The sequence below is a fragment of the Alphaproteobacteria bacterium genome, assembly GCA_041396705.1.
GTDB lineage: Bacteria > Pseudomonadota > Alphaproteobacteria > CALKHQ01 > CALKHQ01 > CALKHQ01.
The window spans coordinates 1-20,483 of the sequence record JAWKYB010000008.1 but is presented as its reverse complement, the minus strand read 5'-3'; the positions used below and the strand labels follow the sequence as shown (position 1 = coordinate 20,483).

Annotated in this window: 17 protein-coding genes and 1 tRNA gene; 10 read left to right on the top strand and 8 right to left on the bottom strand. The window is 71.4% G+C overall.

Translation table 11 applies throughout. The features are described 5' to 3' along the window. Positions 1–14: 14 nt before the first annotated feature. The 6 genes from R3F55_12565 to R3F55_12540 form a co-directional block, all read right to left on the bottom strand. A complete protein-coding gene (locus R3F55_12565; GenBank protein ID MEZ5668245.1) occupies positions 15–833 on the bottom strand; it encodes an alpha/beta hydrolase in 819 nt (272 codons plus the stop codon). 67 nt (positions 834–900) lie between these two features. Then, positions 901–1,500 carry a biotin transporter BioY gene (locus R3F55_12560; GenBank protein ID MEZ5668244.1) on the bottom strand — a complete coding sequence of 200 codons (600 nt, stop codon included), beginning with the start codon at positions 1,498–1,500 and terminating at the stop codon, positions 901–903. Between the two features lie 125 nt (positions 1,501–1,625). Next, on the bottom strand, positions 1,626–4,724 hold the full coding sequence (locus tag R3F55_12555) for an efflux RND transporter permease subunit (protein ID MEZ5668243.1): 3,099 nt from the start codon (positions 4,722–4,724) through the stop codon (positions 1,626–1,628). A gap of 5 nt (positions 4,725–4,729) precedes the next feature. Further along, positions 4,730–5,956, bottom strand: a complete 1,227-nt coding sequence (locus tag R3F55_12550; protein MEZ5668242.1) for an efflux RND transporter periplasmic adaptor subunit — start codon at positions 5,954–5,956, stop codon at positions 4,730–4,732. Between the two features lie 131 nt (positions 5,957–6,087). After that, positions 6,088–7,323 (bottom strand): ABC transporter substrate-binding protein, encoded by a 1,236-nt coding sequence (locus tag R3F55_12545; GenBank protein MEZ5668241.1) that lies wholly within the window; start codon positions 7,321–7,323, stop codon positions 6,088–6,090. Between the two features lie 112 nt (positions 7,324–7,435). Next, entirely contained in the window at positions 7,436–8,008 is a 573-nt protein-coding gene (locus R3F55_12540; GenBank protein ID MEZ5668240.1) for a hypothetical protein, read from the bottom strand. Positions 8,009–8,177: 169 nt separating this feature from the next. Here R3F55_12540 and R3F55_12535 point away from each other — a divergent pair, with 169 nt between their 5' ends. The 3 genes from R3F55_12535 to R3F55_12525 all read left to right on the top strand — a co-directional run bounded on the left by R3F55_12535 (position 8,178) and on the right by R3F55_12525 (position 11,354). Continuing rightward, positions 8,178–9,527, top strand: coding sequence for a UDP-glucose/GDP-mannose dehydrogenase family protein (locus R3F55_12535; protein ID MEZ5668239.1), 1,350 nt, complete (start codon positions 8,178–8,180; stop codon positions 9,525–9,527). A gap of 3 nt (positions 9,528–9,530) precedes the next feature. Then, positions 9,531–10,739, top strand: a complete 1,209-nt coding sequence (locus R3F55_12530; protein MEZ5668238.1) for an aminotransferase class V-fold PLP-dependent enzyme — start codon at positions 9,531–9,533, stop codon at positions 10,737–10,739. A 162-nt stretch (positions 10,740–10,901) separates the two neighbouring features. Next, a complete protein-coding gene (locus tag R3F55_12525) occupies positions 10,902–11,354 on the top strand; it encodes a hypothetical protein (protein MEZ5668237.1) in 453 nt (150 codons plus the stop codon). 79 nt (positions 11,355–11,433) lie between these two features. Here the strand turns inward: R3F55_12525 and R3F55_12520 are convergent, their stop codons facing one another. Then, positions 11,434–12,207 (bottom strand): inositol monophosphatase family protein, encoded by a 774-nt coding sequence (locus R3F55_12520; protein ID MEZ5668236.1) that lies wholly within the window; start codon positions 12,205–12,207, stop codon positions 11,434–11,436. Positions 12,208–12,254: 47 nt separating this feature from the next. Beyond that, positions 12,255–13,052 (bottom strand): cytochrome c family protein, encoded by a 798-nt coding sequence (locus R3F55_12515; protein MEZ5668235.1) that lies wholly within the window; start codon positions 13,050–13,052, stop codon positions 12,255–12,257. Between the two features lie 230 nt (positions 13,053–13,282). Between R3F55_12515 and R3F55_12510 the strand changes: the two genes are divergently transcribed. The 7 genes from R3F55_12510 (at position 13,283) to R3F55_12480 (ending at position 20,377) form a co-directional block, all read left to right on the top strand. Then, positions 13,283–14,071: a 3-deoxy-manno-octulosonate cytidylyltransferase gene (locus tag R3F55_12510; GenBank protein ID MEZ5668234.1), complete on the top strand. Its 789-nt coding sequence runs from the start codon at positions 13,283–13,285 to the stop codon at positions 14,069–14,071. Continuing rightward, positions 14,068–14,928 carry a prephenate dehydratase gene (locus tag R3F55_12505; protein MEZ5668233.1) on the top strand — a complete coding sequence of 287 codons (861 nt, stop codon included), beginning with the start codon at positions 14,068–14,070 and terminating at the stop codon, positions 14,926–14,928. Before R3F55_12510 ends, R3F55_12505 begins: the two co-directional genes overlap by 4 nt. Beyond that, on the top strand, positions 14,925–15,875 hold the full coding sequence (hemC, locus tag R3F55_12500; protein ID MEZ5668232.1) for a hydroxymethylbilane synthase: 951 nt from the start codon (positions 14,925–14,927) through the stop codon (positions 15,873–15,875). Before R3F55_12505 ends, hemC begins: the two co-directional genes overlap by 4 nt. After that, positions 15,872–16,651: a uroporphyrinogen-III synthase gene (locus R3F55_12495; GenBank protein MEZ5668231.1), complete on the top strand. Its 780-nt coding sequence runs from the start codon at positions 15,872–15,874 to the stop codon at positions 16,649–16,651. Before hemC ends, R3F55_12495 begins: the two co-directional genes overlap by 4 nt. A gap of 181 nt (positions 16,652–16,832) precedes the next feature. Then, positions 16,833–18,683, top strand: a complete 1,851-nt coding sequence (locus R3F55_12490; GenBank protein ID MEZ5668230.1) for a hypothetical protein — start codon at positions 16,833–16,835, stop codon at positions 18,681–18,683. Positions 18,684–18,725: 42 nt separating this feature from the next. Beyond that, positions 18,726–20,168 carry a heme biosynthesis HemY N-terminal domain-containing protein gene (locus R3F55_12485; protein ID MEZ5668229.1) on the top strand — a complete coding sequence of 481 codons (1,443 nt, stop codon included), beginning with the start codon at positions 18,726–18,728 and terminating at the stop codon, positions 20,166–20,168. Between the two features lie 133 nt (positions 20,169–20,301). Further along, positions 20,302–20,377, top strand: a tRNA-Thr gene (locus R3F55_12480). Positions 20,378–20,483 lie beyond the last annotated feature (106 nt).

Genomic DNA, 20,483 nt, shown 5'->3' with positions numbered 1-20,483 from the left:
GGTCGGGCCGCGGCTCAGGCGCGGCCGTCGACCCGGCCCCACACCCCGCGGGCGTGGTCCGGCACGTGGTCGAGGATGTCGAAGTGGTTGCAGCCGGTGACCGAGATCCAGTCGGCATCGGCGCCGGCCGCCTTCAGCTTGTCGGTCCACAGCTCGGCCTGCAGGTGGAACTGCCGGCTCTCCGCCCCGCCGACCAGCGTGCGGGTCGGGCACAGCGCGGCCACCGGCGCGCGCATCGCCGAGCAGCGCTCCGCCTCGGCCGCGTCCATGCCGACCTTGTCGTTGATCCAGGTGCCGATCAGCGGCTCCGGCTCGAACACGCCGGACACCGGCAGGCCGGCGGCGATACGGTCGCGGTTGCCGGGCCGGGTCATCAGCCAGCCGCAAAGGTGACCGCCGGCGGAATGGCCGCCGACCAGCATCGGCCGGCCGACTCGCGCATGGGCGGCATCGTAGGCCCGCTCGAGCTGGACGCAGATCTCGGCCAGCCGCACGTCGGGGCACAGGTCGTAGCCGGGCAGGATGACGCTGAAGCCGGCGGCGTTGAGGTCGCGGGCCAGGAAGTAGAAGTCCTTCGGCTCGCGCGACTGCCAGTAGCCGCCATGGATGAAGAAGCAGGTCGGCGCCGCCGGGTCGGCAAGCGGGAACAGGTGCAGCCGGTGCCGGCCGCCGTCGCCGTAGGCGACCGTCTCCGGCGGGCTCTCCGCCGCGATCGCGGCCGAGCGCGACAGCCAGCCTTCGATGATCCGCTCGGCGTCGGGCACGCCATGGCGCGGGCTGTAGGCGATCTCCCGGTCGGAATCGCTCAGGTCGTCCCAGAACCGTGCGGCCATGGCCGTTCCCCCGCTCGACGGATGCGTGCCTGGCGGCGCCGGATGCGCCGCCCGGTTCGGGCCGGGATCAGCCCTGGCCGCGCGCCAGCCAGGCCTGCACGTGGCGGCGGCCGGCGAGGGCCAGCGCAACGGCGGCGGCGGTCTTCAGGATGTCGCCGTAGACGAACGGCACCAGGCCGTTCTCCACCGCCGCATCGAAGCCGATCAGCGTGGACAGGTAGCCGACGCCGAGCATGAAGATGCAGATCTCGGCGACGACGACGGCGGCGATCAGCGCCAGCCAGTGCGGCGCACGTTCGGCCGCCCAGCCGGTGATGGCGGCAGCGACGATGAAGCCGGCGAGGTAGCCGCCGGTCGGTCCGGCCAGATAGGCGAGGCCGACGCCGCTGGTGAACACGGGCAGGCCGACCGCGCCCTCGACCAGGTACAGCGCCACCGTGGCGACGCCCAGCTTCCAGCCGTAGGCCAGCCCGATCAGCAGCACCACGCCGGTCTGCAGCGTCATCGGCACCGGGTAGAACGGCACCTTGACATGCGCCGAGATCGCCAGCAGTGCGGAGCCGACGACGGCCAGGATCACGGCGCGCAGCAGGCGCGACTGCGGTTCCGCCCGGGTCGGCCAGACGACATTCATATAGGGTGGCAGGCTGCGGCTCTGCGTCGACATCGGTGCTCCCTTCAACTCCGGACCGCGGCAATCCCGCAGACGGGATTCGGCCGGGAACTGCGGCCGTCATTTATGCGTGCCCGTCCGGCAGGGTCAAGCCACGAGCGGCAGCGCCGATGCGACGTTCAGGACGGCTCGGCCGCCGGCCGGGCCACGGATTCCGCACCGGGCCTGCGGCTGTGATCGCGCGCGATCAGGGTGTAGACCGCAGGAGTCACGAACAGTGTGAACAGGGTGCCGATCGTCATGCCGGCGGCGATGACCACGCCGATGTTGAACCGGCTCGCCGCGCCGGCGCCGGTCGCAGTCAGCAGCGGGACCATGGCGACGACCATTGCGGCCGTGGTCATCAGGATCGGCCGCAGGCGCACACCGGCCGCGGTCTCGATGGCCTCGCGGCGCGACATCCCCTGTTCCTGCAGCTTGTTGGCGAACTCGACCATCAGGATACCGTGCTTGGAAATCAGTCCGACCAGCGTGACCAGCCCGATCTGCGAGTAGATGTTGATGCTGGCCTGCCCCATCAGCCCCATCACGTTCAGCGGCAGCAGGGCGCCGAACATCGAGGTGGGCAGGGCGATCAGGATGGTGAGCGGGTCGCGGAAGCTCTCGAACTGGGCGGCCAGGACCAGGAAGATGACGACCAGCGCGAATACGAAGGTCAGCGCGAGCGTGTTGCCCTCCTGGACGTATTGCCGGCTCTGGCCCTGGAAATCGTATGTGAAGCCGTCGGGCAGCGTCGTCTGCGCCGTCGTCTCCAGGAACTCCAGCGCCTCGCCCAGCGTCCGGCCCGGGAACGGCACCCCGGACAGGGTGGCCGCGTTGAGCTGCTGGAAGGTGGTCAGGGCGTTGGGTTGCACGGCGCCGGCGATGTCGACCACCGTCGACAGCGGTATCTGGGTGCCGTCGCCGGCGCGGACCCGGAACCGGCCGAGCCAGTCGGCCGTCTGCCGCGCATCGCGCGGCACCTGCGGGATGACCTGATAGCTGCGGCCGTACAGATTGAAGCGATTGACATAGTTGCCGCCCAGCAGGGTCGACAGCGTGCTGCCGATGTCCTGCATGGTGACGCCCAGCAGGTTGGCCTTGTCCTGGTTCACCGTCAGACGGACTTGCGGCGTGTCGAACTTCAGGTCGGTGTCGGTGAAGATGAACAGGCCGCTCTGCAGCGCCGCCAGTTGCAGCGCTTCGACGGTCTCCGCCAGCTGGCGCTGGTCGCCGATCGTGGTCACCACGAACTGCACCGGTGTACCGCCGGTCGACCCGGGCAATGGCGGCGGCGAGAACGCGAGGATCTGTGCGGCGGGCACGGTGGCGAGCGGCGCCTGCAGCGACTGCAGGATTTCCTTCGCGCTCCGGTCCCGCTCTGCCCAGGGCTGCAGGATCAGGCCGGCGAAGCCGCTGTGGACATCGCCAAGGCCGTTGATGCCGAAGAAGTGCTCCCGTTCCGGAATCTGGCCACTGACCCTTTGCAGCAGGTCGGTGGAGGCCTCCAGATAGTCGAGGTTGGCATATTGGGGTGTCTTGACCAGGGTCAGCAGCACGCCCTGGTCTTCCTCCGGCGCCAGCTCCTGCGGCGTGGTGAGGTAGAGCAGGCCGGTGAATACGGTGATGCCGACCAGCACCAGCAGTGTCAGCGCGCGGAAGTTGAGGGTGCGGTGCAGCCGCCGCTGGTAGCGGCGACGCAGCGCGGCGAACATGCGGTCGAGCGCGCCCGCGAAGCCGCGCGCGCCGCCACGCCCGCCGGGCCGGTGCTTGAGCAGGCGTGCGCACATCATCGGCGACAGCGTCAGCGCGATCACGCCCGAGACGAACACCGACCCGGCCAGTGTGAAGGCGAACTCGCGGAACAGCGCGCCGGTCAGGCCGCCGACGAAGCCGATCGGCGCATAGACCGCTGCGAGCGTGATCGTCATCGAGATCACCGGCATGACGATCTCGCGCGCGCCGCGCAGCGCCGCCTGCATCGGCGGCATGCCGTCCTCGACATGGCGATAGATGTTCTCGACCACGACGATGGCGTCGTCGACCACCAGACCGATGGCCAGGACCAGCGCGAGCAAGGTGATCAGGTTGATCGAGTAGCCGAGCGCCAGCAGCACGATCAGTACGCCGACCAGCGACAGCGGTATGGTGACGACCGGGATCAGGGTGGAGCGCAGGTCGCCGAGGAACAGGAAGATGACGACGATGACGATGAGTGCGGCTTCGCCGAGGGTGACGGCGACCTCGTCGATCGAGGCGCGGATGAACTCGGTCGCGTCATAGGCGATCGCGCCGGCGATCGTCGGCGGCAGCTGTGCCTGGATCCCGGGAAACGCCGCGCGCACGTCGTTGATCACGGTCAGCGGGTTGGCGCTGGGCGTCGCGTAGATCCCGATGAACACGGCCTTCAGCCCGTCGAAAACGGTCGACGAGTCCACGTTCTGCGGGCCGAGATCCACGGTGGCGACATCGCTGATCCGGATCAGCGTGTCGCCGCGGCTGGCGACGACCAGCTGGCCGAAGGCGTCGGCATCGTCCAGGGCCGTGACGGCGTCGATGCCGGTCTGGGTATAGGCGTTCTTCAGTTGGCCGGCGGCGGTCGTGAAGTTGTTGGCCGCCAGCGCGGCGCCGACCTCGCCGGGCGTCACGTCGAACGCCGCCATTCGCCCCGGGTCCAGCCAGACCCGCATCGCGAAGACCTGGCCGCCAAGGATCTGGGCGTTGGCGACGCCGTCGATGGTCTGCAGCGTCGGCTGCACCACCCGGCTGATGTAGTCGGTGATCTGCGAGGCGCCCATCTGTTCGGAGTTGAACGACAGGTACATCAGGGCAAAGCCGTCGCCGGTCTGCTTCGTCACCACCGGGTCGTTGGCCTCGCGCGGCAGGACGCCGGCGACCTGGTTGACCTTGGAGAGCACGTCGGCCACAGCCCGGTCGGGATCGGCGCCGAGCCTGAGATTCAAGGTTACCGTCGAGACGTTCTGCCGCGACGTCGAGACCAGCGTGTCGATGCCTTCCGCGCTGGCCACGGCCTGTTCGATCGGCGTGGTGATGAAGCCCTTGATCAGGTCCGCATTCGCGCCCGGGTAGGCTGTTGTGATCGAGATCGTGGTGTTGGTCAGCTCCGGATACTGGCGCACCTGCAGGCTGAACCCGGCGACGCCGCCGACCAGCAGGATCAGCAGGCTGACCACGCTGGCCAGCACCGGCCGCAGGATGAACCGGTCGGTGAATGCCACGGCGGCTATTCCCGCGGCAGGGCGGCCGGCTCGGCCAGCGCGTTCTGGTTGTCGACCACCACGGGCGCCCCGTTCCACAGCTTGATCTGGCCCTCGCTGACCACGATCTCGCCGGCGGCGAGGCCGGCAACGACCGAGGTTCGGGTGCCGCGCGTCTCGCCCACCGTGACGAATCGCCGTTCGACCGCGAGCGCAGTCGTTGCGTTCTCGGGCGTTGGCCCGGCCGCTTGCGCGCCTTCGGCCGACGGCGCGGCAACGACGACGAAGACGCTGTCGCCATACAGGCTGTATGTGATGGCGGTTTCGGTCACTGTGACCACGGGCTGGGCCTCGCCGATCACCACGCGCACCGTCGCGAACATGCCAGGCAGCAATTGGCGGTCCGGGTTGGCAAGCTCGGCGCGGACCTGGATGTTGCGGGTCGCCTGGTCGACCCGCGCGTTGATCGCTTGCACCGTGCCGGCGAATGCGCGGTCGGGGTAGGCCTCGACGGCCACCTCGACCGCCTGGCCGACCGCGATGTTGGGGATCGCCTGTTCCGGCACGCTGAAATCCAGGTGGATCGGATCGAGTTGTTGGAGCGTGACCACGGGCGTGCCGGCCGCAACGAATTCGCCGACGTCCAGTTGACGCAGCCCCAGCCTGCCGTCGAACGGCGCCACCACCGATTTCTGCGCGATGACGGCCTGCACGCGCTGGACGGCGGCGTCCGCGGTGTCGCGGTCGGCCAGCGAACGGTCGAAGTTGGCCTGCGACGTGTTGCGCTGCGCAAGCAGGGTGCGCTGCCGCTCCTGCTCCAGCTCCATCTGCCGCAGTGTTGCCAATGCCGATTGCAGGTCGGCCTGATTGGTGGAGTCGTCGAGGTCGAACAGCGGGGCGCCGCTGACGACTTCGTCGCCGGACTGGAAATGCACGGCGGTCACGATGCCGCTGACCTCGGGCGCGACCTCGATGCCCTGAACCGCGATCAGGGAGCCGACCGCCCGCAACTGCGGCAGCCAGGACTCCAGCGTGGCCGGCTGCGCGGCGACGGTGGTCGGCGGACGCGGCGAGCCGGCTATGACCTCGCGGATCAGCTGGGGCTTCACCACGAACTGGAAATAGCCGAATCCGCCGATGACGCCGACGAGAACCACCAGCACGACAATGAAAATCAGTGTCCGCTTCACGATCGCTGCGACCCTGCACTTTCCGCGGCGCGACGCCCCTTCACGCAGGGCGGCGGCGGGCAACGGTCGATGTCGGCAGCGGGCCGCGAGCGTCCGGTCGGCACTTGCCGACCGTCACCGTGCGCACCGGCCGCCTCGCCGCGACGGCAGGCTGGCCATCGCGGCGGGCGAGCGCGGTGAAAAGGGCGACGGAGCTACTCGACGTCGATGATGCCTGCTTCGACGAACTCGCCGTTCTCGAGCACGAACTTGCCGATATAGCCGGCCACGTCGCCATTCTCGTCGAAGTCGGCCGGTCCGGCGACGCCGTTGTAGTCGATGTCGGTGCCGGCGGCAATCAGCGCCAGCGCCTTGGCCCATTCGCCGGGCTCGATGATCTCTCCCGGCGGATTGGCGACCTCGCGCAGCGCGTCGCGGATCGCGGCGCGGTCGGTGGAGCCGGCCTTCTCGATCGCCAGCGCGACCAGGAAGGTGGCGTCGTAGGTCTGCTGGATGAAGAACTTGTCGTTGGTGGTCTCGTAGGCGGCCGTGTAGTTGGCCTCGAACTTCTCGCCGGCTGTGGATGCGGGCGGCGAGGTCGGCGACGAGAACATGATGCCTTCCAGGTTCTCCGCGCCGATCTCCTGGATCAGCAGGTTGTCGCGCAGGCCGTCGGTGCCGACAAACCGGTCGAAGAAGCCGTTTTCCAGCGCCTGGCGGACGATGGTGATGCCGCTGCCGGCGGCATAGGCGATCAGCACCAGCGCCTGGGCGTCGCCGGCGGAGGCCAGCGTGGCCAGCTCGGACCGGTAGGAGCTCTTCTCCGGCTCATGGACCTGGTCGCCGGTGATTGTGCCGCCGGCCGCCGTATAGGCCTCGCGGAAGGTGCCGGCGATGCCGACGCCGTAGTCGTTGTTGACATAGGTCAGCGCGACCGAGGTGATGCCTTCGTCCAGCAGCATCTTGGCCAGCGCGATGCCCTGGAAGTCGTCGCTGGGGATCACGCGGAACAGGAAGTCGTTGTCCTCCAGCGTGGTCATTTCCGGAGAGGTCGAGGTCGGCGAGACCTGCAGCACGCCGTTCGGGATGCACACCGCATTGGCCGCCGCGATGGTGGCGCCGCTGGCGAGCGCACCCATGACCGCCGCCACGTTGTCGACGTTGACCAGCTTGGTCGCGGCGTCGACCGCGCCCTGCGCGGTCGCTTGGGTGTCGCCGACCGCCAGCACCAGCTCCTGCCCGCCGAGGATGCCGCCCTGGGCGTTGACCTCGGTCACCGCCAGGTTGGCGGCGTCGAGGATCGGCGGGATGAAGCTCGCCAGATCGCCGGTGATGCCCATCAGCGCGCCCATCTTCACCTCTGCCGAGGCGGTACCGGCCGCGGCGGCCAGCGCCAGCAGGCTGGTCGCAGCCACCAGGCCGGCGCGGCGGACGGTCTTGGTTCCAGTCATGTGCCCTCTCCTGTTCCCCCAACTCGGGCGCAGGCCGCGCCCTTCTGGTTGGCGGCCATGCTATCGGGCCGCGCTGTGCGGCTCAATGGGAGAGGTAGGCAGGCGATGTGCGCTATTCGGCCGGCGCCTCGGCGGCGTCCCCGGTCGGCTGCACCGGCTCGGCGTCGGCGATCAGCACCAGCGTGCCGCTCTCGTCCGTGCCGGTCGTCTGCCAGCGCGCCCGCAGCTCCCAGAGGTCGACGGTGAAGGCGCCGTCATATTCGCCGTCGCTCTCGAAGTCCGCCGCGCTGGCGTCGTCGGCGATCTCCCAGATCCGCACGGCCAGGGTGGCCGGATCGATCCGGCCCGACATGCGGGCCTGCAGTCCGTCGGGCAGCCAGTGGCTCTCGGCGTTGAACGCGATCTCGCCGTCGGGGCGCGGCGTCAGCTTGACGATCTCCAGCTCGATGAAGAACGCCGCGCCGTCGTCCCAGGCGAACGTGCCGTGCCAGCGCGCCGGCAGCGCGGCGACCAGATCCTCCGCGGTGAACGCCGGCGCTGCGCTGGATTGCTGCGTGCCGTCGGCCGTCTCGCCGGTGCCTTGCCGCCCGAACAAGTCGGCGCTGGCCGGCGTGGTGGCGCCGAGGCCGGCGGCGAGCAGGATGCCGGCGGCCGCCATGCGGCCGAATCTGAATCGAAGTGCCATTGCTGCCGCGTCTCCCTGCCGCTGTCGCCGTCGTGGCATTAGGACGCACGAACGTGGCCAGGGCAAGGCGCCGGCTCGGGTCTGCCGCTATCGACGCGCACAGCCAAATCGGCTAGAGCCTTTGCCGGACCATGCGCGCCCCTGCGGGCGCCAGGCTGGGGAGAGCGCGATGCGCATCGCGATGATCGGGGCCGGCTATGTCGGCCTGGTTTCGGGCGCCTGTTTCGCCGAGTTCGGGTTCGACGTCACCTGCGTCGACCTGGACGCGGGCAAGATCGCGCGTCTGCAGAAGGGCGAGATCCCGATCTACGAGCCGGGCCTCGACCAGATGGTGGCGGCCAATTGCGAAAGCGGCCGGCTGCACTTCTCCACCGACCTGGCGACCGTGGTCGCCGGCGCGAAGGTCGTGTTCATCGCCGTCGGCACGCCGACCCGCCGCGGCGACGGCCATGCCGATCTCAGCTATGTCGACGGCGCCGCCCGCCAGATCGCCGCCGCGATCGACGGCTATACGGTGGTGGTCAACAAGTCGACGGTGCCGATCGGCACCGGGCGCCGGGTGGAGCGCATCATCCGCGAGACCCGGCCGGATGCGCAGTTCGACGTCGTCTCCAACCCCGAATTCCTGCGCGAGGGCTCGGCGGTCAACGATTTCATGCGGCCCGACCGCGTGGTGATCGGCACCGACAGCGTGCGTGCCCGCAAGGTGATGCGCCAGCTCTACCGCGTGCTCTATCTCAGCGAGACGCCGATGGTGGAGACCACGCTGGAATCGGCCGAGTTGGCCAAGTACGCCACCAACGCGTTCCTCGCCACCAAGGTCACCTTCATCAACGAGATGGCCGACATCTGCGACCGCATCGGCGGCGACGTGCAGACCATCGCCAAGGTGATGGGGCTCGACAAGCGCATCGGGCCCAAGTTCCTGCACGCCGGGCCCGGCTATGGCGGTTCGTGCTTCCCCAAGGACACGTTGGCGCTGGTGCGGATGAGCGAGGAGCTGGGCGTGCCCAGCCGCATCGTCGGCGCCGTGGTCGCCGCCAACGACGCCCGCAAGCTGGCCATGGCCGACCGGGTCGCCGAGGCGATGGGCGGGTCGGTCGCCGGCCGCACCGTCGCCGTGCTCGGGCTGGCGTTCAAGCCGAATACGGACGACATGCGCGAGGCGCCGTCGCTGACCATCCTGCCGCGGCTGATCGCCATGGGGGCGCAGGTGAAGGCTTATGACCCGGCGGCGATGGACGAGGCGCGGCCGCTGTTGCCGGACGTGACCTATTGCGACGACGCGGCCGCGACGGTCGACGGCGCCGACGCGGTGGTGGTGCTGACCGAGTGGAACGAGTTCCGCGCCTTCAGCCCGGAGATGATGCGCCAGCGCATGCGCGGCGACGTCGTGGTCGACCTGCGCAACATCTTCGACCCAGCCCAGATGGCGGAGCTGGGCTTCGCCTATGTCGGCCTCGGCCGCGGCAGCGCGCCGAGCGGGCTGGCCGACCGGATCGCCGACGCGGCCGAATAGACGGTGGCGTCGGCGACGCCTGTCGGGATCGATCCCGCGGCCCTGGCGCGCGCCCGGGCCGACACGCCCGGTTGCCGCGAGGTGGTCCACCTGAACAACGCCGGTGCCGGGCTGATGCCGCGGCCGGTGCTGCAGGCGGTCGAGGACCACCTGCGGCTCGAGGCGACCATCGGCGGCTATGAGGCGGCGGCCGCCGCCCGCGACCCCATCGATCATGCCTATGCGGCGCTGGCGCGGCTGGTCGGCGGCGCGCCCGACGAGATCGCGCTGATCGAGAATGCGACCCGGGCCTGGGACATGGCCTTTTACGGGCTCGACCTGAAGGCAGGCGACACGGTGATCACCGGCAAGGCCGAGTATGCCTCGAACTACCTCGCCTTCCTGCAACGGGCGCGGCGCGACGGCATCGAGATCCGGGTCGCGCCCGACGACGGCCAGGGCGCCACCGACCCCGACGCCGTGGCGGCGCTGATCGACGGGCGCACCCGCCTTGTCGCGATCACCCACGTGCCGACCAACGGCGGGCTGGTCAATCCGGCGGCGGCGATCGGCGCGGTCGCGGCGCGCCACGGCGTGCCGTTCCTGCTCGACGCCTGCCAGTCGGTCGGCCAGCTGCCGATCGACGTGGCGGCGATCGGCTGCACCATGCTGTCGGCCACCGGGCGCAAGTTCCTGCGCGGTCCGCGCGGTACCGGCTTTCTGTGGGTGCGGCGCGACTGGATCGACCGGCTGGAGCCGCCGTTCGTCGACCTGCACGCCGCCGAGTGGACCGCGCCGGACCGATACCGCCTGCGGGACGATGCACGCCGCTTCGAGAACTGGGAAAGCTTCGTCGCCGGCAAGGTCGGGCTGGCCGCCGCGGCCGACTATGCGCTCGGCTTCGGGCTCGAGCCGATTGCGGCCCGTGCGGGCGCGCTGGCCTGTCGCCTGCGCGACGGGCTGCAGGCGATCGACGGCGTCACGGTGCATGACAAGGGCGCCGTGCGCTGTGCGATCGCGACCTTTTCCGTCGAAGGGATGCCGGCGGCCGCGGTGCAGCGCCAGCTGGCCGCGCGGCGCGTCAACACGTCGGTCAGCACCGTCGAATCGACCCGGCTCGATATGGGCGAGCGCGGGCTCGATGCGATCGTCCGCGCCTCGCCGCACTACTACAACAGCGAGGACGAGATCGACGCGGCCGTCGCTGCCGTCGCGGCGATCGCGCGCCGTTGATTGCGGCGACATTCGGGGCGGATCGCGCCGAATCCGGCCGGTTCGGGGTCATTTCGGGGCAGTGCGCAGGGTTGCAGGCGCACGGGCGTGCAAGCTGCGTCGTCACCGCACTGCCGGGACGGCGCATCGAAAGACTAGCACCCCAGCTCTTGGAGAACCCCCATGTTGAAGTTCCGCAACCTCGTTCTCGGCGCCGCGCTGCTCGGCGCGTCGGCCGCCGCCGTTCCCGCCGGTGCGGCGATCACCGCCACAGCAGCCGGCCGCGACATGCTGCACGAGATGCTGATCGACCTGGTCACGGCCAACAACCGGATGGCCCTGGTACCGGCATCGGACCTGTCGCAGGTGACGGACATCATCGCCCACCTGGGCGTGGACGCCCATGTCGTCTATGACGCGTTCTACAACACCCCGGTCGACACCAGCGGCGTGTGCAGCCGGGACGACATCGTCGCGGCGATGGACGACCTGAAGCAGGTCATCTCGACCTATCGCGACAATCTCGGCAATCCGCCGCCGGCGCTGCTGGTCGCGTTCAACCGGCTGTCCGACCGCATGCTGGACATCGAGGACCGCCTCGGCGACGCCCTGAACCAGGCCGAAGCCGGCTGCTGACGCGTATTCCCGATTTCGGTGACCCGCGAGGGGCGGTCGCGCTGCGGCCGCCCCTCCTGCTTTTGTGCGCGCGTCGCCGTCAGGCGAGCGCGGTCACGGCCTGCTGCACGAGGGCGGGATCGCCTGCAGCGATGATGGTACCGTCGGACCCCATGTCCAGCGGGCGCCCGGCCCAGTCGGTGACCTTGCCGCCGGCGCCCTCGATGATCGGCACCAGCGCCATGAAGTCGTGGGTCTTCAGGCCGGCCTCGACGCTGAGATCGATATAGCCGCTGGCGACCAGGCCGAAGCCGTAGCAGTCGCCCCCCCAGTGGCAGAACTTGGCGGCGCGCGCGATGTTCAGGAAGCGGGCGAACTGCGCCGCGTCGAACAGGTCGGCCGCCGTGGTGTTGAGCCGGGCCTCGGCCAGTTGCGGGCAGGCCCGCACGCGCACCGGCGCCCCGTTGAACGTGGTCGGGTGGCCGATGGCGCCGACCCAGCGATGGCCCAGCACCGGCTGGTCGATCACGCCCAGCACCGGCTTGCCGCGATGGCTGAGCGCGATCAGCGTGCCGAAGGTCAGCTTGTGGACGATGAACGCCTTGGTGCCGTCGACCGGGTCCAGCACCCAGACCAGGTCGGCGTCGGCACGCGTCGCGCCGTATTCCTCGCCGACGATGCCGTGCGCGGGATATGCGCGCTCGATGACGGCGCGGATCGCGGCTTCGGCTTCCTTGTCGGCCTGGGTGACCGGGCTCGAATCGGCCTTGTCCTCGACCGTCACGCCGCTGTCGTAATAGGCCCGGATCACCGGGCCGCTGGCATCGGCCAGCGTGCCGGCAAAGGCCACCAGTTCGTCAGGAACGCGATCCATCGTCATCGTCCGGTCGCACGCCGCCATCGCTGGCAGGCGCGACCGGTTCACCCCGCCTGGTTGTCGCCTTCGGGGGCGGGCTGCTCGCCGCCCTCGCCGGCGCCCTCGTCCGGCGCGGCCTCGCCGTCGCCGCCCGCGTCCGGGGCCGCGCCGCCGTCGGTGGCGCCTTCGTCGGTGGCGCCTTCGCCGGTCGTGCCTTCGCCGGTCGTGCCGTCGTCGGTCGCCCCCTCAGCGCCGGCGCCTTCTTCCGCGGTGCCTTCCTCGCCGCCGCCCGACTCTTCCGCCAGCGCGGCGTCGATCTCGTCCTGGGTCGGCAGCGCGACCGGACTGGCGTCCAGAGTACGAAGGTATGCGATCACGTCGGCGCGGTCGTTGACGTTGGGCAGGCCGGCGAAGCCCATCTTGGTGCCCGGCGCGAAGGCGCTGGGCTTGAGCAGGAAGTGGTTCAGCTGCTCGTAGGTCCAGTTGCCCTCGATGCCGCTCAGCGCGTCGGAATAGCTGTAGCCCTCGTGGCTGGCCACGTCGCGGCCGACCACGCCCCACAGCGCCGGTCCGACGCCGTTGGCGCCGCCGTCGGTGTTGGTGTGGCAGGCCTTGCAGGCGGCGAACAGCGCCTCGCCGTCGGCGACGGAGGCGTCGGCCAGCAGCGGCAGCACGGTCGGGATCACCACCGGCTCCGGCGCCACCTCGACCGCGCCCTCGCTGGAGACCGGGTAAGCGAGCACCGCCTCGCCATGGCCGCCCGAGCCGAACAGCGCCGAGCCGAAATGGCCGATGGCGACGGTCACGAGCAACGCGGTCAGGATCGCGCCGACGATCTTGTTCGTTTCAATGCCGCTCGACATATCGTCTCCATAACCACGAACGGCGCCACACCGTCCGGCAGAATCAACATGCAGCCGCCCGCCCCGGACCCCTCGGTCCCGGCCGGGCCCTGACGGGAAGCACCAGCATGCGGAGACCCGCGCCATGGCCTTTACGACATCGGCGCAGATCGGCTAGACCGCCGGGAAACTACGGCCAAGCCCGCATTGCGTCATCCCATTTGCGCCCTTATGACGCAGCGCTGCGCAAGGTGCAATCCACTGACCGCGAAGGAGCGCGAAAGTTGGCGGCGATCGTGTTGATTCCGGCGCGGCTGGCGGCACGCCGGCTGCCCGACAAGCCGCTGGCCGACGTGGCCGGGGCGCCGCTGATCGTGCAGGTGCTGCGCCGTGCGGTCGAGGCCGGCGTCGGGCCGGTGGTGGTCGCCTGCTGCGACGCGCCGGTCGCCGAGGTCGTGACCGCCGCCGGAGGCCGCGCGGTGATGACCGACCCCGACCACCCGTCCGGCTCGGACCGGATCTGGGAAGCGCTCGGCAAGGTCGACCCGGAGGGCGCTTACGACACGGTGCTGAACCTGCAGGGCGACCTGCCCACCATCCCGCCGTCCGACGTCGCGGCCACCCTGGACGCGCTGCGGACCAGCGACGCCGACGTGGCCACCATCGCCGCGGAGATCAGCAATGCGCGCGACCGCGCCGCGCCCAGCGTGGTCAAGGCGATCGTGTCGCTGGCGCCCGGCGCGATCCAGGGTCCGGCGCTGTACTTCACCCGCACCACCGCGCCGTCCGGCGACGGGCCGCACTATCATCACATCGGCATCTACGCCTATCGCCGGCAGGCGCTGCAGCGCTTCGTCGCCCTGCCGCCGGCGCCGCTGGAGCAGCGCGAGCGGCTGGAGCAGCTGCGGCTGCTGGAAAACGGCATGCGCATCACCTGTCGCATCGTCGAGACCGTGCCGCTTGGCGTAGACACGCCGGAGGACCTGGAAGAGGCTCGCCGCCAGCTCGGCGGCACCGTCGCAGGAGGAATGCCCGCGTGAGCACCCGGCCGCAGCCCCGCACCATCGCCTTCCAGGGCGCGCACGGTGCCTATTCCGACCTGGCCTGCCGCACGGTGTTTCCGGAGCTGGAGACCGTGCCGTGCCGTGCCTTCGAGGACGCGTTCGCGGCGGTGCGCACCGGTTCGGCGGATCTGGCGATGATCCCGGTGGAGAACTCGCTGGCCGGGCGGGTCGCCGACGTGCACCACCTGCTGCCCGACAGCGGCCTCTACATCATCGGCGAGCACTTCCAGCCGGTCCGCCACCAGCTGCTGGCCAACCGCGGCGCCACGCTGGAGACGGTCCGCAGCGTGCACACCCACGTCCACGCCCTCGGCCAGTGCCGCCGGCGGATCGCGGAGCTGAACCTGCGGCCGGTGGTGGCGGCCGATACCGCCGGCGCCGCCGCCGAGCTGGCCGAGAAGCCGGACACGAGCCGCGCGGTGATCGCCTCCACGCTCGCCGCCGAACTCTACGGCCTGGCCGTTCTCGAGAGCGACATCGAGGACGCGGAGCACAACACCACCCGCTTCCTGGTGCTGTCGCGCAACCGTTCCGACGTGGCGGCCGGCAACGGGCCGGCCATCACCACCTTCGTATTCCAGGTCCGCTCGGTGCCGGCCGCGCTGTACAAGGCGCTCGGCGGCTTCGCCACCAATGGCGTCAACCTGACACGGCTGGAAAGCTACATGATCGGCGGCCATTTCGTGGCGGCGCAGTTCTTCGCCGACGCCGAAGGCCATCCCGACGACCCGGCGATGCGGCTGGCGTTCGAGGAGCTCGATTTCTTCACCGAGGAGGTGCGGGTGCTCGGCGCCTATGCCGCCCATCCGTTCCGGCGGCGGGACCGGGCGTGACCGGCGACGGCGGTCCCGTCCGCATCGGCACCCGCGGCAGCCCGCTGGCGCTTGCCCAGGCCCGCATCGTCGCCGCCGGCCTGGCTGCCGCCGACCCGGCGCTGGCGGTGGAGGGCGGCGTCGAGACCGTGGTGATCCGCACCACCGGCGATGCGGTGCAGGACCGCACCCTGGCCGAGATCGGCGGCAAGGGGCTGTTCACCAAGGAGATCGACGAGGCCCAGCTCGACGGCCGGGTCGACCTGGCGGTCCATTCGATGAAGGACCTGCCGACCGCGCTGCCGGAAGGCCTGGTCCTGGCCGCGGCCCTGCCGCGCGAGGACCCGCGCGACGTGCTGATCGTGCGGCCCGGGCTCGGCGACGGCGCGGACGGTGCCGCATTTGCCATGTTGCCGCACGGCGCCCGGATCGGCACGGCCTCGCTGCGTCGGCAGGCCCAGCTGCTTGCCGCGCGGCCGGACCTGCAGGTGGCACCGATGCGCGGCAACGTCGGCACCCGGCTGGACAAGCTCGCCAGCGGCGAGGCCGACGCCACCCTGCTGGCGCTGGCGGGTCTGCGCCGGCTCGGGCTGTCGCCGGCGGGGATGCATGTGCTGGCGGTCGAGGCGATGCTGCCGGCGGTGGCGCAGGCCGCCATCGGCATCACCGCGCGCCGCGGCGATGCGCGCGCCCTGGCGCTGGCGGCGCGGCTGAACCATGCGCCGACCCTGGCCTGCGTCAGCGCGGAGCGTGGCTTCCTGACGGCGCTGGACGGCTCCTGCCGCACGCCGATCGCGGGACTGGCGACGCTGCGCGCCGGCGCGATCGTGCTCGAAGGCTTGGTCGCCGCGCCGGACGGACGCGGCGTAGTGCGGCGGCTCTGGACGGAACGGGCCGCCGACAACCCGGCTGACCTGGCCGCCTTCGGCCACCGCTGCGGCCGCGACCTGGCAGGGGCGATGCCGTGACGGCGGCGCGGCCGCGGCATGCGCTGATCACCCGGCCGCAGCCCGAGGCGGACGAGACCGCGCTGGCGTTGCGCGCGCTCGATCTCGCCGTGACGGTCGCACCGATGTTGGAGATCGTGGCGCTGCCTGCGCCGGAGACCATGCAGCGGCTGGACGACGTGCAGGCGGTCGTGCTGACCAGCGCCAGCGCCGCACGGGCGCTGATCCACCGGCCGCTCGGCGCGCGGCTGATGGAGCGCGACCTTCCGGTGTTCGCGGTCGGCGAATCCACCGCGGCGGCGGCGCGAGCCGTCGGCTTCGGCCACGTGGTCAGTGCCGACGGCGACGGCGACGACCTGGTCGCCCTGGTCGCCGAACGCACCGACCCGCGCCGCGGTGCCATCCTGTATCCCTGCGGCGTACATACGGCGCGCGACCTGCGGGCGGCGCTGGCGGCGGTCGATCGCGACTGCGTGCCCGTTCCGGTCTACGAAGCGCGCGCCGTCGAGGCGCTGCCGCGCGAGATCGAGCACGGCCTGCGCCGGCGCCATTTCGACCTGGTCCTGTTCTACAGTGCGCGTACCGCCGGAATCTTCGCCGACCTGGTCGAGGCGTACGGCCTGGAGGCGCATCTCGCCGACGCGGCGGCGCTGTGTCTCAGCCAGGGCGTCGCAGGCCGCGCCCAGGCGCTGCGCTGGGGTGCGGTGGAGGTGGCGTCGCATCCGGACGGCCGGTCGATGCTGGCCCTCGTACGCGAGCTGGTGCTGCAGGCGCCGCATCGCGACCGGGCGGACTGACGGCGGTTTCGACCAACGAAGACACCGGCGTATGTATGCAGGCTGGCGGCCTGCGCGTGCGGAAGATGGAACTTTTGTCACAACCCCGGATTATGATTCGGGTTGAGCCGACCGTGGACGATATGCCATCGATCCCGTACGCGGGGCGCAGGCCCGAGGGATCGGCTGCAAGGGAGCTGTCATGGCCGAGAGGGAAAGCGCCGGGCCCGGCACCGGTGCGAGTGCCGGCGACCGGGACGTCGCCGCGCAGGCGCTGATCGACGTTTTCGGCGGGATCCGGCCGATGGCGGCCAAGCTCGGCGTGCCGGTCAGCACCGTCCAGGGCTGGAAGCAGCGCGACACGATCCCCGCGGCGCGGGTGCCGGCGGTGACAGCCGCGGCGGCACGGCACGGCATCCAGCTTCCGCCGCTGCAGCCGCAGCACGTGCCGGCTGCGATCGGTCCGTCTGTGGCGGATTCGGCGGCGCAGGGCACGTTGCGGAGCCATCGTCCGGCCGGGCCACGTCCGCCGATGCGCTTTTCGCCGCCGGAGGAGATGGCGCAGCCGGCGGCCGCCCCGGCGCCGGAGCCGGGGGCGAGTGCGGCGGAGCCGGCCCGGCCCGACCAGCCCAGGCCTACGCAATCCCAGCCCGCGCAGCCCCAGTCCGAACAACCCCGGTCCGAGCAGCCCCGGTCCGAGCAGCCCCGGTCCGAGCAGCGCCGGGCCGCGGCACCGCGCAGCGAGCCGCCGCCGGAGCCGGCCGCGCCCGCTGCCGGCCGAAGCCGCGCCGCGCTGGTCGTCGCGGTGCTCGCCCTGCTGGTGGCGCTGGCCTGGCCGGTCCTGTTCGCGGAATGGCAGGGTGCCGGCGCGCAGGACGGCGGCCTCGATGCGCTGGCGCAGCGGATCGAGGCGCTGGAACAGGCCAATGGCGGCGCCGATGCGGGTGCCGTGGCGGGCCTGCGTGCCGACCTGGATGCGCTGCGTGCCTCCGGCGTGAGCGATGTGGTTGAGGCGGTGCATGCGCTCGGCGCGCGTGTCGACGCGCTGGAAGGGGCGGCCGCGACGGCCCCGGCGGGCGACGGATCGACAGTGCCCGCGGCGGTGACCCAGGCGCTCGACAGCCTGCAGCAGGCCATCGACGGGCTCGACCGGGCGACCAGCGGCCTCGCCGACCGCCTCGCCGCCATCGAGACCAAGGTGTCGACGCTGGAGCAGGGCGCGGGCGGGGCCGACGTCGACGCGCTGAAGGCGTCGGTGGCCGACCTGGAATCGGCGCTGGCTCAGATCCGCGGCGACCTGCAGGGGGTCGCGGACGGCGCGCGCGCCGCCGGTGCCGACGTGCTGGCCCAGGCGACGGCGCTGATCGACCAGCGCACGGCGGCGCTGGACACGCGCATCGCCGCGCTGGCCGGACGCGACGAGCTTGCCGCCGGCCGGCAGGCCTTCCTGATCGCGCTGGGTCAGTTCGGTGCGCGCCTGCGCACCGCCGCACCCTATGCCGACGAACTGGCCGCGCTTCAGCAGCTGGCGGGCGACTCCGACGCGATCTCGCCCGACCTTGCCGCCGCCGTTCGCGACCAGCTGGCGCCGCTTGAGGCTCATGCCGCACAGGGCGTGCCGACGCTGGCCGGCCTGCAGGTGGCGTTCGACGAGACGCGCCGTGCCGTGCTGACCGCGCCGGGCGACGCCCCCGACGATACCCTCGACGAGATCGTCGACGAGCTGGGTGGGCTGGTCGTGGTCAGCCGGGTCGACGAGACCGGCGCCGACAGCGTCGACGGGCTGCTCGCGGCGGCGGAGCGGCACCTGACCGCGGGCGATCTCGCCGGCGCGGTCGCGTCCATGCGCGGCCTCGAGGCGCTGGGTTCCGGCTATGCCGATGCGGCGGCCGGCTGGCTGGCCCAGGCCGAGCAGCGCCTCGCCGCCGATCGCGCGCTCGACGCCGTCAACCGGGCCGCCATGGCCAGCTTCCAGGGCGACGGCGCGGCGGCTCCCGCCCCGGCGCCTGATGGCGGCGGCGAATCCGCGCCGGCCCCGGCGCCGGCCGAATGACGGCCGCGCCCGCGCTGCCGCCCGGCTGAAGAGCGAACCCCCATGCGCTGGATCGTCTCCTTCTTCGTCCTGGTGATCCTGGCCATCGCCGCTTGGCTGTTCGTCCGCGAGCACCCCGGCACGGTGATGGTCGAATGGCTGGGCACCCGCATCGAGGCCGGCATCGGCGTCGCCATCGTCGCCATGCTGCTGGTTGTGGTGGCGGTCATCCTGTTGTTCCAGCTGTTCCGTCTGGTCGTGTTCTCGCCCCACCGGCTGGCGCGGTGGTTCGGCCGCCGGCGCGAGCGCAAGGGCCTGCACGCCCTGTCGATGGGCATGGTCGCGGTCGCCGCCGGCGATCCGGAAGAGGCCGGGCGGCAGTCGCGCCGCGCCTCGCACATGCTGACCGGCGTGCCGCTTTCGAACCTGCTGTCCGCCCAGGCCGCCCAGCTGAAGGGCGACGAGGACGCCGCGCGGCGCTATTTCGAGGCGATGCTCGACGACCCGGAGACGGAGTTCCTCGGCCTGCGCGGGCTGCTGATGCAGGCGCTGCGCGCCCGCGACGACGCTCGCGCGCTGAAGCTGGCGGAACGCGCCCGCGCGCTCAGGCCGCGCTCGCCCTGGCTGCTGCAGACCCTGGCCGAGCTGCAGACCCGCAACGGCGACTGGCAGGACGCGCTCGAGACCACCGGCACCGCACGCCGGCTGGGCGCTTATGACGACGACGAGGCCAACCGGCGGATGGCGATCATCCAGTCGCAGGCCAGCCGCGCACTGGAGCAGGGCAACGACCAGGAACGCGCGCTGGCCTTCGCTCGCCATGCCCACAAGATCGCGCCCGGCTTCGTGCCGGCGGCGATCCAGCTGGCCCACCTGCATGCGGCGCGCGGCGACGTCAAGCGCGCGGCCGAGGTGCTGGCGCGCACCTGGACGCTGACCCCGCACCCGGAACTGGCGACCGCGTGCCGCCGGCTCTATCCCGGCGAAACGCCGATCGGGCTATACAAGCGGCTGACCGCCCTGACCAAGGGTGCGCCGGACTCGAGCGAGAGCCGGCTGGTGCTGGCCCGGGCCGCCGCCGAGGCCGGCCACTATGACGAGGCGCGCGGCCAGTTGGACGGCGTCGACGACGCGGTCGGCGGCGCCAGGCGCTACCGGCTGCTGGCCGAGATCGAGGAGCGGCAGACCGGCGACAGCGCCGCCGCCCGGCGCTGGCTCGACAAGGCCGCCGCCTTCGGCCAGCAGCAGGGCTGGACCTGTGCCGACTGCGGCCACGTCACCCAGGATTGGCACAGCCACTGCCCCAGCTGCGGCGCCTTCGGCACGATCCGCTGGCACCAGTTCGGGCCGGAACAGCTGCTGCTGCCGCCCGACCTGCCGCCGCTGCCGCCGGCGGACCCGCCCGCGGTGCCGACACAGCAGGTGGACGAGGCGGTTGCGGCCGAGCCGCCCGCGGTGTCGGCGGCGAGTGCGAAGCCGGCTGAGGTCGTGGCGCCGGCCAAGTAGTGCGGGCCAGGGAGCGACCGCCGGGCGACGTCGGTCCGCGGTCGGCGGCGCCGAAACCCCTGTCATTCCCCCGGCAAATAGGCTATAGCAGCCCGCGTCCGGCGCCCGGTTCCCACCGGTGCGCGCCGCGAGCGCCGATGTAGCTCAGCCGGTAGAGCAACGCATTCGTAATGCGTGGGTCGGGGGTTCGAGTCCCTCCATCGGCACCATCCCGCCAAATGTCCGGCCCGGAGAGATGGGTAACGGATTGTACCTAAGACATGGGTGACAACCTCGGGCCGAACGGGTTGTCGAGAGTCTGCAGGGTCTTCTGTT

Excerpts from the sequence above, each read along its gene's own strand:
- R3F55_12565 (MEZ5668245.1), bottom strand. The coding sequence starts at position 833 with ATGGCCGCACGGTTCTGGGACGACCTGAGCGATTCCGACCGGGAGATC.
- R3F55_12560 (MEZ5668244.1), bottom strand. The coding sequence starts at position 1,500 with ATGTCGACGCAGAGCCGCAGCCTGCCACCCTATATGAATGTCGTCTGG.
- R3F55_12515 (MEZ5668235.1), bottom strand. The coding sequence starts at position 13,052 with ATGTCGAGCGGCATTGAAACGAACAAGATCGTCGGCGCGATCCTGACC.
- R3F55_12525 (MEZ5668237.1), top strand. The coding sequence starts at position 10,902 with ATGTTGAAGTTCCGCAACCTCGTTCTCGGCGCCGCGCTGCTCGGCGCG.
- R3F55_12535 (MEZ5668239.1), top strand. The coding sequence starts at position 8,178 with ATGCGCATCGCGATGATCGGGGCCGGCTATGTCGGCCTGGTTTCGGGC.
- R3F55_12490 (MEZ5668230.1), top strand. The coding sequence starts at position 16,833 with ATGGCCGAGAGGGAAAGCGCCGGGCCCGGCACCGGTGCGAGTGCCGGC.
- R3F55_12485 (MEZ5668229.1), top strand. The coding sequence starts at position 18,726 with ATGCGCTGGATCGTCTCCTTCTTCGTCCTGGTGATCCTGGCCATCGCC.
- R3F55_12540 (MEZ5668240.1), bottom strand. The coding sequence starts at position 8,008 with ATGGCACTTCGATTCAGATTCGGCCGCATGGCGGCCGCCGGCATCCTG.
- R3F55_12520 (MEZ5668236.1), bottom strand. The coding sequence starts at position 12,207 with ATGGATCGCGTTCCTGACGAACTGGTGGCCTTTGCCGGCACGCTGGCC.
- R3F55_12545 (MEZ5668241.1), bottom strand. The coding sequence starts at position 7,323 with ATGACTGGAACCAAGACCGTCCGCCGCGCCGGCCTGGTGGCTGCGACC.